Consider the following 14005-nt stretch of genomic DNA (forward strand, 5'->3'; position numbering starts at 1 on the left):
CGTAATATACTGAAAAAACCCAATTTTTAATAAAAAATGATTTTCAAAGCGCTAAAAACCGAATAAAATAGTATATATGCATATGAATTATTGGATTTCTAGGATACAATAAGGATTAGAAATCATATAACTATACCTTGATTAGGGGGACCAAGAAATGGCTCAAACAGGTACTGAACGTGTAAAACGCGGAATGGCAGAAATGCAAAAAGGCGGCGTCATCATGGACGTCATCAATGCGGAACAAGCGAAAATCGCTGAAGAAGCTGGAGCTGTCGCTGTAATGGCGCTAGAACGTGTGCCAGCAGATATTCGCGCGGCTGGAGGAGTTGCCCGTATGGCTGACCCTACAATCGTGGAAGAAGTAATGAATGCAGTATCTATCCCGGTAATGGCAAAAGCGCGTATCGGACATATTGTTGAAGCGCGTGTGCTTGAAGCTATGGGTGTTGACTATATTGATGAAAGTGAAGTTCTGACGCCGGCTGACGAAGAATTTCATTTAAATAAAAATGAATACACAGTTCCTTTTGTCTGTGGCTGCCGTGATCTTGGTGAAGCAACACGCCGTATTGCGGAAGGTGCTTCTATGCTTCGCACAAAAGGTGAGCCTGGAACAGGTAATATTGTTGAGGCTGTTCGCCATATGCGTAAAGTTAACGCTCAAGTGCGCAAAGTAGTTGCGATGAGTGAGGATGAGCTAATGACAGAAGCGAAAAACCTAGGTGCTCCTTACGAGCTTCTTCTTCAAATTAAAAAAGACGGCAAGCTTCCTGTCGTTAACTTTGCCGCTGGCGGCGTAGCAACTCCAGCTGATGCTGCTCTCATGATGCAGCTTGGTGCTGACGGAGTATTTGTTGGTTCTGGTATTTTTAAATCAGACAACCCTGCTAAATTTGCGAAAGCAATTGTGGAAGCAACAACTCACTTTACTGATTACAAATTAATCGCTGAGTTGTCAAAAGAGCTTGGTACTGCAATGAAAGGGATTGAAATCTCAAACTTACTTCCAGAACAGCGTATGCAAGAACGCGGCTGGTAAGAACATAGGAGCGCTGCTGACATGTTAACAATAGGTGTACTAGGACTTCAAGGAGCAGTTAGAGAGCACATCCATGCGATTGAAGCATGCGGCGCGGCTGGTCTTGTCGTAAAACGTCCGGAGCAGCTGAACGAAGTTGACGGGTTGATTTTGCCGGGCGGTGAGAGCACGACGATGCGCCGTTTGATCGATACGTATCAATTCATGGAGCCGCTTCGTGAATTCGCTGCTCAGGGCAAACCGATGTTTGGAACATGTGCCGGATTAATTATATTAGCAAAAGAAATTGCCGGTTCAGATAATCCTCATTTAGGTCTTCTGAATGTGGTTGTAGAACGTAATTCATTTGGCCGGCAGGTTGACAGCTTTGAAGCTGATTTAACAATTAAAGGCTTGGACGAGCCTTTTACTGGGGTATTCATCCGTGCTCCGCATATTTTAGAAGCTGGTGAAAATGTTGAAGTTCTATCGGAGCATAATGGTCGTATTGTAGCCGCGAAACAGGGGCAATTCCTTGGCTGCTCATTCCATCCGGAGCTGACAGAAGATCACCGAGTGACGCAGCTGTTTGTTGAAATGGTTGAGGAATATAAGCAAAAGGCACTTGTATAAAACAGTTGAAAGCTGTGGAAACTTATAGTACATTATAAGCACAAATAAAGATCGAAAAGCGTTGATAGGAACTAGTAGGGAGCCTCTCTTTCTAAGAGAGCCGATGGTTGGTGCGAATCGGTGAAAGATGCTGTCTGAATCCATCCTTGAGCGAAATGCTGAAGCGAGTAGGCATTTACGGGATAACCGTTATGTTTGAAAGTGGAAAACGAGTCTTTGATTTGTTTTCAATCAGGGTGGCAACGCGAGAGCTCTCGTCCCTTTATGGGGATGAGGGCTCTTTTTATTTTCGATAAATCAATAAAAAAAGGAGTGTTTCGCATGCTTGATACGAAAATGCTGAGAGCAAATTTTCAAGAAATTAAAGCAAAGCTTGTACACAAAGGCGAAGACTTAACTGATTTTGATAAGTTTGAGGCGCTGGATGATAGACGAAGAGAGCTTATCGGCAAGGTTGAAGAGTTAAAAGGAAAACGAAATGAAGTTTCTCAGCAGGTTGCTGTGCTGAAGCGTGAGAAAAAAGACGCGGATCACATTATTAAAGAAATGCGTGAAGTCGGCGAGGAAATTAAAAAGCTCGATGAAGAATTACGGACAGTGGAAGCTGAGCTTGATACAATCCTGCTCTCAATCCCGAATATTCCGCATGAGTCTGTACCTGTCGGTGAAACAGAAGACGACAACGTAGAAGTGCGTAAATGGGGTGAAAAGCCTTCATTTGCTTATGAGCCGAAGCCGCACTGGGATATTGCGGATGAGCTGGGTATTCTGGATTTTGAACGTGCTGCCAAAGTAACAGGAAGCCGTTTCGTGTTCTATAAAGGCTTAGGTGCTCGTCTGGAGCGTGCGCTTTATAACTTTATGCTTGATCTGCATGTGGATGAGTATAACTACACTGAAGTGATCCCGCCATATATGGTAAACCGCGCAAGCATGACGGGAACGGGGCAGCTTCCTAAATTTGAAGAGGATGCATTTAAAATCAGAGAAGAAGATTATTTCTTAATTCCAACGGCGGAAGTGCCGATTACAAACATGCATCGCGATGAAATCCTTTCAGGTGACAGCCTGCCGATCAACTATGCGGCATTCAGTGCTTGCTTCCGTTCTGAAGCTGGTTCAGCAGGACGTGACACACGCGGATTAATTCGTCAGCACCAATTTAATAAAGTTGAGCTTGTAAAGTTTGTGAAGCCTGAAGATTCTTATGAAGAATTAGAGAAACTTACAAACCAAGCAGAACGGGTTCTTCAGCTGCTTGAGCTTCCATACCGTGTCATGAGCATGTGTACGGGTGACTTAGGCTTTACGGCTGCGAAAAAATACGATATCGAAGTTTGGATTCCAAGCCAAGACACATATCGAGAAATCTCTTCTTGCAGCAACTTCGAAGCGTTCCAGGCGAGACGTGCGAATATTCGTTTCAGACGTGAAGCGAAAGGCAAGCCTGAGCATGTACACACACTGAACGGCTCAGGACTGGCGGTTGGAAGAACAGTTGCTGCTATCTTAGAAAATTATCAGCAGGAAGACGGAAGCGTTGTGATTCCGAAAGTGCTTCGTCCTTATATGGGGAATAGAGAAGTAATGAAACCGTAAATTATGGAAAGGCGTGCCTGACAAGGTGCGCCTTTTTGCTTATGTAAACACGGCATTTTCATAAAAACAAAAAAAGTTTTTAAAAATGCTTGACCACACGAGAACATACGTGATATAGTTAGTCTTGTCGATACGGAGGAATACCCAAGTCCGGCTGAAGGGATCGGTCTTGAAAACCGACAGGGGTGTCAAAGCCCGCGGGGGTTCGAATCCCTCTTCCTCCGCCATATTGATTTTAATTCTAATGAAACACAAGCATATATTGGAGATTGTTTTGTCCGTTGCATTCGGTGCGGCGGATTTTTTATTTTAAAGAAAAAGTGAATCTCGACTGAGATTCACTTTTTTTGATTATCATGAATAACTGAAGCAATTTGATCTACAATATTTTCAATCGAGTTTTCGTCGTTCAGAAGATCATAATCTTCAATGCGAAGTTTTAAAACAGGGCAGGCATTAAAACCGCTTATCCAGTTCTCGTAGCGTGTATGCATTTCTTCCCAATAAGACCGGCTTGTCTGAAGCTCCATCTCACGGCCGCGTTGTTCAATCCGGTTTAAAATGTTCTCCAGATCTCCTTCTAAATAGATCAACACATCTGGATGTGGGAAATACGGTGTCATTACCATTGCTTCGAAAAGGCTTGTGTAAGTCTTATAATCAACCTTTGACATTGTCCCTTTATCAGCATGCATTTTTGCGAAAATTCCTGTATCTTCATAAATCGAACGATCCTGTACAAAACCTCCGCCGGCTTCAAAAATTGTTTTCTGTTCTTTGAAGCGTTCAGCTAAGAAGTAAATTTGAAGGTGAAAGCTCCAACGTTCAAAATCATGATAGAACTTTTCCAAATATGGATTATGATCGACTTCCTCCAACGATGTTTTAAATCCAAGCCGTTTAGCTAAAGTTTTTGTTAAAGTCGATTTTCCGACACCTACTGTTCCTGCTACTGTAATAATTGAATTCTTAGGGATATGATGTTCCTTCATACGATAAGCTCCTTTACATGGGCGGCAATGCGTTCAAAGTCGCTCTTATTCAAAACGAAATCCTTTGAATCACCATCTACGGTTAACACTGTAAGTTCAGGGTCTGCTTCCTGCAGCTGCTTGATGGCGACTTCATAATCTGAAATCAGCTGCTCCAAATAGCTAGTTTCAATTTTTTTCTCAAAGGGGCGCCCGCGTTTTTCAATGCGGTGTAGCAATGTAGGCAGACTGGCCTTTATGTAAATGATGAAATTCGGCTTTGGCAGATCATCCGTTAGCAGGTGATATATCTTTTTGTATTTTTCCAGCTGATGTGGAGACAAGGTTCGTTCCGCAAAAATCACATTTTTATAAATATGATAATCAGCTATTACAGGCTGTCCCTTTTTTAAAAAGTGATCACTGGTGTCTTCAAGCTGTTTGTATCTGTGACAAAGAAAAAACATCTCGAGCTGGAAGCTCCATTCCTTTATATTGTCATAAAACTTATCAAGGTACGGGTTATCCTCTACAATCTCATTGATCATAGGGAATCCGAATTTTTGTGAGAGCATCGTTGCGAGAGTTGTTTTTCCTGCCCCGATAGGACCTTCTATTGCAATAAAAGGGGCTGTATTCATCGGAATCCTCCTTATATCTGAAAAACGTGCGTCAGTTACCGACCTTCATATTGTATCACAACCCTTGGGTGCCCCCATGAAAAAAAGACGTTTCCAAATTATCGAAACGTCTTTTTGACAACATTAAATTGATCAGACAGCAGCAGCCAGTTTTGTGGAAAGGAAAGACCCAGCTTCCAATAGCTGATGCCTCTTAAATTCAGCTCTTTAATCAGATTGAATTTTGCTTGAATCGAGCGGGCATCCTCGAACCATACCTCGTGCCTTCTGTTTTCTGCATCAGTATAGCGGAAGAAAGGAGCTTGAGCGGTTTGGTCATACTGAATGGAAGCATTGTTCTGATCAGCTATGACAATGGCTTGCTGAGGGCTTACTGCTCTTGCTGGAGTTCCCCCTGCTGTATATGGCAGCGTCCAGTCATATCCATATAAATTCTGGCCCATGACAATTTTGTTCGCAGGCATTTCAGTCAAAGCATATTCTATGACATCACGGACAGGTCCAATTGGAGAAACCGCTTGAGGCGGTCCGCCGCTATAGCCCCATTCATATGTCATGAGAACAACAAAGTCGACAATTTCGCCATGTGCCCTGTAATCATGAGCTTCATACCACCTGCCCTGCTGTGTTGCACTTGTTTTAGGAGCAAGAGCCGTAGAAATTTCTAAGCCCTCTCGATGGAAAAGATCCCTTGCTTCGCGGAGGAATTGATTATAGGCCTCTCTATCCTGGGGCCGCAAATATTCAAAGTCGAAATGAATGTCACGGAAGCCATATCTTCTGGCATTCTCGACTATTTCATTTAGAAGCCGTCTTTTTACAGTTTCGTCGTTCAAAAGGATCCGGCCAAGTTCATCGCTGAATGCCTGGTTTTCTAGGTTCGTTATAATCATCATCAATGTTGTATTTTGACTTTCTGTAATGCTCCTTAAATTCGTTAAAGGCGGTGCGACTAAGGTTCCGTTCCGCTGTGCCTGGAAGCTGAATGCGCCAAGGTAAGTTAAGTAGGGCGACGCTTCTCTGGCCGCCTGCTGGAGATTTTCGCTGACTTGATTTCCTCGGGGCTCCAAATAAGCATTTGATTCGATGTCTCGTTTAGGAGCTGGAGGGATGTATAAACGGAAACCAATCTGAAGCACGGTATTTAACTGGATGCGGTTAACCCTTGCGAGCTCGGCTGCTGTTGTATTGAACTGCCGGGCGATGGATGTCAGGGTATCACCTCGCTTCACATCATAGAACTGGCCAGCTATTGGAATGACAATGGTTTGTCCGACAACAAGGCTGTCGGGATTCGGTATTTCATTCGTTTCAGTGATGTCATTTGTGGTTGTTCTGTATTGTGAAGCGATAGCAGAAAGAGTGTCGCCTTGTTTTACCACATAAATTTGAATGAAAAACGCCTCCTTTCATATCGCTATCAATGTATGAAAGAAAAGCGCTGATCATGTTTATTTTTCTATAATTTGTTCTTCCGTCGTAATTTCTGCGAAAAGAACATTCTCCATCATGGTTAAGGCGAATTCGTTATCTTCGTCACTGTTTGACGCGATACAGTCCTTAGGAATCGTGATGCTGTATTCCCTCATATAAGCGTCATTAGCGGTAAACAGCACGCATATATTGCCGGCTATACCTGTTATGATAATATGTCTCACCTGCAACTCAGTAAGAAGGGTGTGAAGTGCTGTTTCGTAGAAAGCGGAATGTTTCGGTTTGATTAAAAAATAATCAGCATCTACCGGAGCTATCTTTGTGATGATATCCTTGCTTCTTTCATTTGTGCATTCTTGCTGTATGTTTTTAATGTCAGCTTGCCAAAGTCCATAATGATCATTGATGTAAATAATCGGCCATTCATTTTGTCTCGCGTGCTCCTTTAATGATAAAATATGAGGAACGATTTTTTCTGTTTTTTTAGCGAGGGTTTCCCCCATATCGAATTCAAAATTATTGATCATGTCTACAATGAGAAGGGCTTTATCTGCTTTGGACAATCGACAGTCTCCTTTCCGTTTCAGTTATAGTTAATATGTAGCCTTTTTAGGCAATGAAAAAACTTTGAAAAGAGAGCTTATCCTTATGACACAAGATGAACTTTATATGAAAGAAGCAATTAAAGAAGCGAAAAAGGCTGAAGAGAAAGGTGAAGTGCCAATAGGTGCGGTGCTTGTCATTAATGGTGAAATTATAGCGCGTGCGCATAATTTAAGAGAGACTGAACAGCGATCTATTGCCCATGCAGAAATGCTTGTAATTGATGAAGCGTGTAAGGCACTCGGAACATGGCGGCTGGAAGGTGCGACTCTTTATGTGACGCTTGAGCCTTGTCCAATGTGTGCTGGTGCAGTCGTACTTTCTCGAGTGGAAAAAGTGGTTTTTGGCGCATTTGATCCGAAAGGCGGCTGTTCAGGCACGCTAATGAACCTTCTTCAGGAGGAACGCTTTAATCATCAGGCTGAAGTGGTGAGCGGTGTGCTTGAGGAAGAATGCGGCGGAATGCTCAGTGCGTTTTTCAGAGAACTAAGAAAAAAGAAGAAAGCCGCCAGGAAAAACTTGTCTGAATAGTACGGTTGCAATTTTTAGGGGAAACAGATATACTTAAGTGTGCATCGTAATAGATGCAACATAAAATTTGATATTTATTTTGCCGTGCTAAGCGGGGAGGTAGCGGTGCCCTGTACCTGCAATCCGCTCTAGCAGGGCCGAATCCCTTCTCGAGGTTCGTTTACTTTAAGGCCTGCCTTAAGTAAGTGGTGTTGACGTTTGGGTCCTGCGCAATGGGAATTCATGAACCATGTCAGGTCCGGAAGGAAGCAGCATTAAGTGAAACCTCTCATGTGCCGCAGGGTTGCCTGGGCCGAGCTAACTGCTTAAGTAACGCTTAGGGTAGCGAATCGACAGAAGGTGCACGGTAAATCAATCATCAAATTTTCAGACTCACCTAATATTAGGTGAGTTTTTTGTTATGTAAAAAGAGCTTTTGGAATCGAAACAAGGTTCATGTATAATGGGAATGATGAATAACGGAGGAGGGCAAACCCGTGAGTTACCAAGCTTTATATCGAGTATTCAGGCCTCAGCGCTTTGAAGATGTGGTCGGACAAGAACACATTACAAAAACGCTGCAAAATGCCCTTTTGCAAAAAAAGTTTTCTCACGCCTATCTGTTTTCCGGGCCTAGAGGAACCGGAAAAACCAGTGCAGCCAAAATATTTGCTAAGGCTGTCAACTGTGAACATGCTCCTGTTGATGAGCCATGCAACGAATGTGCGGCCTGTAAAGGGATAACAAACGGGTCAATATCCGATGTCATAGAAATTGACGCCGCTTCTAATAACGGTGTTGATGAGATTCGTGACATTCGCGATAAAGTGAAGTTTGCCCCATCGGCCGTCACATATAAGGTATATATCATAGATGAGGTGCATATGCTTTCTATCGGCGCTTTTAATGCATTACTAAAAACATTAGAAGAGCCGCCTGAGCATTGTATTTTCATATTAGCAACAACTGAACCGCACAAAATTCCTTTAACCATTATCTCTAGATGTCAGCGTTTTGACTTTAAACGAATTACCTCCCAAGCGATTGTAGGCCGCATGAATAAAATTGTTGATGCTGAACAGCTGCAAGTGGAGGAAGGATCGCTGGAAATCATCGCGAGTGCTGCAGACGGAGGGATGAGGGATGCCCTGAGCCTTCTTGATCAGGCCATATCATTCAGCGGCGATATCCTGAAAGTCGAAGATGCGCTTTTAATTACGGGTGCTGTTTCTCAATTATATATCGGGAAGCTTGCAAAATCCCTGCATGATAAAAACGTTTCTGACGCACTGGAAACATTAAATGAATTGCTTCAGCAAGGAAAAGATCCAGCTAAGCTGATAGAAGATATGATTTTCTATTTCAGGGACATGCTGCTGTACAAAACAGCCCCTGGCTTAGAGGGAGTGCTTGAGAAAGTAAAAGTCGATGAAACGTTCCGGGAACTAAGTGAACAAATTCCGGCTCAGGCCCTATATGAAATGATTGATATTCTGAACAAGAGCCATCAGGAAATGAAATGGACAAATCATCCGCGTATCTTTTTCGAAGTGGCCGTTGTGAAGATTTGCCAAACCTCACATCAATCTGCTGCTGATCTCCCGGAAGTGGATATGCTGATGAAAAAAATCCAGCAGCTCGAACAGGAAGTAGAGCGGCTCAAAACAACGGGCATAAAAGCAGCTGCGGAAAGCCCGAAAAAAGAAGCGCCGCGTGTGCCAAAGGGCGGGAAATCCAATTACAAAGCGCCAGTAGGCAGAATTCATGAGATTTTGAAGGAAGCCACAAGACCGGATCTTGATCTGCTCAGAAACAGTTGGGGCAAGCTTCTTGCTCATCTCAAACAGCAAAACAAAGTATCACATGCCGCTTTGCTGAATGACAGTGAACCTGTGGCTGCCGGATCGGCGGCATTTGTTCTGAAATTCAAATATGAAATTCATTGTAAAATGGTCGCTGAGGATAACAACGGAGTCCGGACTAATCTTGAGCAGATTTTAGAATCGATGCTCGGAAAAAGAATGGATTTGATTGGCGTTCCAGAAGCACAATGGGGTAAAATAAGAGAAGAATTTTTAGAAGATCATCAGCAGGAAAATGAAGGATCAAATGAACCGGCTGAAGAAGACCCGCTTATTGCCGAAGCGAAAAAGCTTGTTGGAGCGGATTTAATTGAAATAAAAGACTAACAAAATGAAAGAGAGTGAATGCTATGCGTGGCGGAATGGGTAATATGCAAAAAATGATGAAACAAATGCAAAAAATGCAAAAGGACATGGCGAAGGCTCAAGAAGAGCTTGCAGAAAAGGTTGTTGAAGGAACTGCAGGCGGCGGTATGGTAACAGTAAAAGCAAACGGCCAAAAAGAAATCCTGGATGTTATCATCAAAGAAGAAGTCGTTGATCCTGAAGATATTGATATGCTTCAAGATTTAGTGCTTGCTGCAACGAATGAAGCTTTGAAAAAAGTTGACGAAATCACAAACGAAACAATGGGTCAATTTACAAAGGGAATGAACATGCCAGGTTTATTCTAGGGGGATAAAAGAACATGCAATATCCTGAACCAATATCAAAGCTGATTGACAGCTTTATGAAATTGCCAGGGATCGGACCGAAAACAGCGGTTCGTCTGGCTTTTTTTGTTCTAGGTATGAAAGAAGATGTAGTATTAGATTTTGCGAAAGCATTAGTAAATGCGAAACGCAACCTGACATATTGTTCAGTTTGCGGGCATATTACAGATCAGGACCCTTGCTATATATGTGAAGATACGCGCAGGGATAAGTCTGTTATCTGTGTTGTGCAAGACCCTAAAGACGTTATCGCTATGGAGAAAATGAAGGAATACAACGGACAGTATCACGTTCTTCACGGCGCTATTTCTCCAATGGACGGCATCGGACCGGAGGATATTAAAATACCAGAATTGTTAAAACGATTACAGGATGATCAAGTGACAGAAGTGATCCTCGCGACAAACCCTAATATAGAAGGGGAAGCAACAGCGATGTATATATCAAGGCTCCTCAAGCCGTCTGGTATTAAGCTCTCCCGTATTGCCCACGGACTGCCCGTCGGCGGTGATTTGGAATATGCTGATGAGGTCACTCTTTCTAAAGCACTTGAAGGAAGACGTGAATTGTAAGGAGGAAAAAGCGATCCATGGGTTTTCTTCGCAAGAAAACATTAAGAAGAGAGTTTGATGAAAAACTAACCGAGCAGCTTTTTAAGCAAAAGGAAGAGTGGAACAGGCAAAAAAAGCTGGTTGAAAAAAGCTTAGAACCGTCTGCTGAAGTGTTATACGAACTGAAAGTAGCTGAAGCGAAGTATTTTTTTTACTTAAGGGAAGCGAAGCAGCGAAATTTAAAAATCAGCCGGTGGAAGTAAGTGGTCTAAACTCCTGGATCTTCTCATAAGCTTGTACTAGAACAAGCGAAGGAGATGAGAAGATTCATGGAGCCTATTTTTATTATTGGGATTATTTTAGGACTGGTTATTCTTCTTTTTTTATCAGGTTCAGCAGCGAAGCCTTTAAAGTGGATTGGCATCACAGCTGTTAAATTTGTGGCAGGTGCTTTGCTGCTGGTTTGTGTAAATATGTTTGGCGGCAGTCTTGGCATTCATGTGCCGATTAATCTGGTTACAACAGCTATCAGCGGAATTTTAGGAATACCCGGAATAGCTGCGTTAGTCGTCATTAAGCAATTTATCATTTAATTGATATTATGTATTGACTTAGACAACTGAAGGTGTTATTCTAATATACGTCGCTGATGACGAACAGCTTTTTTGAAAAGAAAATGCTAAAAAGTTGTTGACAGTAGCGGCGGTAAATGTTATGATAATAAAGTCGCTTAAACGAGCGGTAAACAAAGTTCTTTGAAAACTAAACAAGACAAAACGTACCTGTTAATTCATTTTTATAAATCGCACAGCAATGTGCGTAGTCAGTCAAACTACTTTATCGGAGAGTTTGATCCTGGCTCAGGACGAACGCTGGCGGCGTGCCTAATACATGCAAGTCGAGCGGACAGATGGGAGCTTGCTCCCTGATGTTAGCGGCGGACGGGTGAGTAACACGTGGGTAACCTGCCTGTAAGACTGGGATAACTCCGGGAAACCGGGGCTAATACCGGATGGTTGTTTGAACCGCATGGTTCAAACATAAAAGGTGGCTTCGGCTACCACTTACAGATGGACCCGCGGCGCATTAGCTAGTTGGTGAGGTAACGGCTCACCAAGGCAACGATGCGTAGCCGACCTGAGAGGGTGATCGGCCACACTGGGACTGAGACACGGCCCAGACTCCTACGGGAGGCAGCAGTAGGGAATCTTCCGCAATGGACGAAAGTCTGACGGAGCAACGCCGCGTGAGTGATGAAGGTTTTCGGATCGTAAAGCTCTGTTGTTAGGGAAGAACAAGTACCGTTCGAATAGGGCGGTACCTTGACGGTACCTAACCAGAAAGCCACGGCTAACTACGTGCCAGCAGCCGCGGTAATACGTAGGTGGCAAGCGTTGTCCGGAATTATTGGGCGTAAAGGGCTCGCAGGCGGTTTCTTAAGTCTGATGTGAAAGCCCCCGGCTCAACCGGGGAGGGTCATTGGAAACTGGGGAACTTGAGTGCAGAAGAGGAGAGTGGAATTCCACGTGTAGCGGTGAAATGCGTAGAGATGTGGAGGAACACCAGTGGCGAAGGCGACTCTCTGGTCTGTAACTGACGCTGAGGAGCGAAAGCGTGGGGAGCGAACAGGATTAGATACCCTGGTAGTCCACGCCGTAAACGATGAGTGCTAAGTGTTAGGGGGTTTCCGCCCCTTAGTGCTGCAGCTAACGCATTAAGCACTCCGCCTGGGGAGTACGGTCGCAAGACTGAAACTCAAAGGAATTGACGGGGGCCCGCACAAGCGGTGGAGCATGTGGTTTAATTCGAAGCAACGCGAAGAACCTTACCAGGTCTTGACATCCTCTGACAATCCTAGAGATAGGACGTCCCCTTCGGGGGCAGAGTGACAGGTGGTGCATGGTTGTCGTCAGCTCGTGTCGTGAGATGTTGGGTTAAGTCCCGCAACGAGCGCAACCCTTGATCTTAGTTGCCAGCATTCAGTTGGGCACTCTAAGGTGACTGCCGGTGACAAACCGGAGGAAGGTGGGGATGACGTCAAATCATCATGCCCCTTATGACCTGGGCTACACACGTGCTACAATGGACAGAACAAAGGGCAGCGAAACCGCGAGGTTAAGCCAATCCCACAAATCTGTTCTCAGTTCGGATCGCAGTCTGCAACTCGACTGCGTGAAGCTGGAATCGCTAGTAATCGCGGATCAGCATGCCGCGGTGAATACGTTCCCGGGCCTTGTACACACCGCCCGTCACACCACGAGAGTTTGTAACACCCGAAGTCGGTGAGGTAACCTTTTAGGAGCCAGCCGCCGAAGGTGGGACAGATGATTGGGGTGAAGTCGTAACAAGGTAGCCGTATCGGAAGGTGCGGCTGGATCACCTCCTTTCTAAGGATATTTTACGGAATATAAGACCTTGGGTCTTATAAACAGAACGTTCCCTGTCTTGTTTAGTTTTGAAGGAACTTTGTTCCTTGAATAAGTTAAGATGGGCCTGTAGCTCAGCTGGTTAGAGCGCACGCCTGATAAGCGTGAGGTCGGTGGTTCGAGTCCACTCAGGCCCACCATCTTATATAACGGGGCCTTAGCTCAGCTGGGAGAGCGCCTGCTTTGCACGCAGGAGGTCAGCGGTTCGATCCCGCTAGGCTCCACCAACGTGTTCTTTGAAAACTAGATAACAGTAGACATCACATTCAATTAGTAACACAAGATATCACATAGTGATTCTTTTTAACGGTTAAGTTAGAAAGGGCGCACGGTGGATGCCTTGGCACTAGGAGCCGATGAAGGACGGGACGAACACCGATATGCTTCGGGGAGCTGTAAGCAAGCTTTGATCCGGAGATTTCCGAATGGGGAAACCCACCACTCGTAATGGAGTGGTATCCATATCTGAATTCATAGGATATGAGAAGGCAGACCCGGGGAACTGAAACATCTAAGTACCCGGAGGAAGAGAAAGCAAATGCGATTCCCTGAGTAGCGGCGAGCGAAACGGGATTAGCCCAAACCAAGAGGCTTGCCTCTTGGGGTTGTAGGACACTCTGTACGGAGTTACAAAGGAACGAGGTAGATGAAGAGGTCTGGAAAGGCCCGCCATAGGAGGTAACAGCCCTGTAGTCAAAACTTCGTTCTCTCCTGAGTGGATCCTGAGTACGGCGGAACACGTGAAATTCCGTCGGAATCCGGGAGGACCATCTCCCAAGGCTAAATACTCCCTAGTGACCGATAGTGAACCAGTACCGTGAGGGAAAGGTGAAAAGCACCCCGGAAGGGGAGTGAAAGAGATCCTGAAACCGTGTGCCTACAAGTAGTCAGAGCCCGTTAACGGGTGATGGCGTGCCTTTTGTAGAATGAACCGGCGAGTTACGATCCCGTGCAAGGTTAAGCAGAAGATGCGGAGCCGCAGCGAAAGCGAGTCTGAATAGGGCGCATGAGTACGTGGTCGTAGACCCGAAACCAGGTGAT

At 44.6% G+C, this 14005-nt stretch carries 13 protein-coding genes, 3 tRNA genes, 2 rRNA genes, 1 other RNA gene and 1 other annotated feature (1 of these 20 cut by a window edge); of the genes, 15 read left to right on the forward strand and 4 right to left on the reverse strand.

Annotated elements, in window-relative coordinates:
* The first annotated feature begins 157 nt into the window (after positions 1–157).
* From pdxS to NST22_RS00095, 4 genes are all read left to right on the forward strand, one after another.
* Entirely contained in the window at positions 158–1042 is an 885-nt protein-coding gene (gene pdxS, locus NST22_RS00080) for a pyridoxal 5'-phosphate synthase lyase subunit PdxS (protein WP_003247145.1), read from the forward strand.
* Between the two features lie 21 nt (positions 1043–1063).
* Entirely contained in the window at positions 1064–1654 is a 591-nt protein-coding gene (pdxT, locus tag NST22_RS00085; protein WP_003226797.1) for a pyridoxal 5'-phosphate synthase glutaminase subunit PdxT, read from the forward strand.
* Positions 1655–1706: 52 nt separating this feature from the next.
* Positions 1707–1919 (forward strand) — a binding site (T-box leader).
* Between the two features lie 56 nt (positions 1920–1975).
* Complete coding sequence (gene serS / locus NST22_RS00090; protein ID WP_003247131.1) at positions 1976–3253, forward strand: serine--tRNA ligase; 1278 nt, start codon at positions 1976–1978, stop codon at positions 3251–3253.
* Between the two features lie 134 nt (positions 3254–3387).
* Positions 3388–3480: transfer RNA gene (locus NST22_RS00095), tRNA-Ser, on the forward strand.
* 111 nt (positions 3481–3591) lie between these two features.
* Here the strand turns inward: NST22_RS00095 and dck are convergent.
* From dck to NST22_RS00115, 4 genes are all read right to left on the reverse strand, one after another.
* A complete protein-coding gene (gene dck, locus NST22_RS00100) occupies positions 3592–4245 on the reverse strand; it encodes a deoxyadenosine/deoxycytidine kinase (RefSeq protein WP_003226792.1) in 654 nt (217 codons plus the stop codon).
* Entirely contained in the window at positions 4242–4865 is a 624-nt protein-coding gene (gene dgk, locus NST22_RS00105) for a deoxyguanosine kinase (protein WP_003247138.1), read from the reverse strand. The genes dck and dgk overlap by 4 nt, the downstream gene beginning before the upstream one ends.
* Positions 4866–4963: 98 nt before the next feature.
* Positions 4964–6247 (reverse strand): glycoside hydrolase family 18 protein, encoded by a 1284-nt coding sequence (locus NST22_RS00110; RefSeq protein ID WP_003247133.1) that lies wholly within the window; start codon positions 6245–6247, stop codon positions 4964–4966.
* A gap of 69 nt (positions 6248–6316) precedes the next feature.
* Complete coding sequence (locus NST22_RS00115) at positions 6317–6862, reverse strand: isochorismatase family cysteine hydrolase (RefSeq protein WP_003247139.1); 546 nt, start codon at positions 6860–6862, stop codon at positions 6317–6319.
* Between the two features lie 85 nt (positions 6863–6947).
* Between NST22_RS00115 and tadA the strand changes: the two genes are divergently transcribed.
* The 11 genes from tadA to NST22_RS00170 form a co-directional block, all read left to right on the forward strand.
* Positions 6948–7433 (forward strand): tRNA adenosine(34) deaminase TadA, encoded by a 486-nt coding sequence (gene tadA, locus NST22_RS00120; protein ID WP_003247140.1) that lies wholly within the window; start codon positions 6948–6950, stop codon positions 7431–7433.
* 82 nt (positions 7434–7515) lie between these two features.
* An RNA gene (ffs, locus tag NST22_RS00125) (signal recognition particle sRNA large type) lies at positions 7516–7780 on the forward strand.
* Between the two features lie 129 nt (positions 7781–7909).
* Positions 7910–9601 carry a DNA polymerase III subunit gamma/tau gene (dnaX, locus tag NST22_RS00130; RefSeq protein WP_003247135.1) on the forward strand — a complete coding sequence of 564 codons (1692 nt, stop codon included), beginning with the start codon at positions 7910–7912 and terminating at the stop codon, positions 9599–9601.
* 23 nt (positions 9602–9624) lie between these two features.
* Positions 9625–9948, forward strand: a complete 324-nt coding sequence (locus tag NST22_RS00135; protein ID WP_003225427.1) for a YbaB/EbfC family nucleoid-associated protein — start codon at positions 9625–9627, stop codon at positions 9946–9948.
* 14 nt (positions 9949–9962) lie between these two features.
* A complete protein-coding gene (recR, locus tag NST22_RS00140) occupies positions 9963–10559 on the forward strand; it encodes a recombination protein RecR (RefSeq protein WP_003225425.1) in 597 nt (198 codons plus the stop codon).
* A gap of 17 nt (positions 10560–10576) precedes the next feature.
* On the forward strand, positions 10577–10801 hold the full coding sequence (locus NST22_RS00145; RefSeq protein ID WP_003242387.1) for a YaaL family protein: 225 nt from the start codon (positions 10577–10579) through the stop codon (positions 10799–10801).
* Positions 10802–10867: 66 nt separating this feature from the next.
* Complete coding sequence (gene bofA / locus NST22_RS00150; protein WP_003225421.1) at positions 10868–11131, forward strand: sigma-K factor-processing regulator BofA; 264 nt, start codon at positions 10868–10870, stop codon at positions 11129–11131.
* A 244-nt stretch (positions 11132–11375) separates the two neighbouring features.
* Positions 11376–12925 (forward strand): 16S ribosomal RNA (locus NST22_RS00155).
* A gap of 102 nt (positions 12926–13027) precedes the next feature.
* Positions 13028–13104, forward strand: a tRNA-Ile gene (locus tag NST22_RS00160).
* Positions 13105–13115: 11 nt separating this feature from the next.
* Positions 13116–13191 (forward strand) — tRNA-Ala (locus NST22_RS00165).
* Between the two features lie 81 nt (positions 13192–13272).
* Positions 13273–14005, forward strand: a 23S ribosomal RNA gene (locus NST22_RS00170) (it continues 2195 nt past the right edge of the window).
* Together the 16S and 23S rRNA genes with 2 tRNA genes alongside form the textbook arrangement of a ribosomal RNA operon.

Source organism: Bacillus sp. PS237 (assembly GCF_037963345.1).
Lineage (GTDB): Bacteria > Bacillota > Bacilli > Bacillales > Bacillaceae > Bacillus > Bacillus subtilis.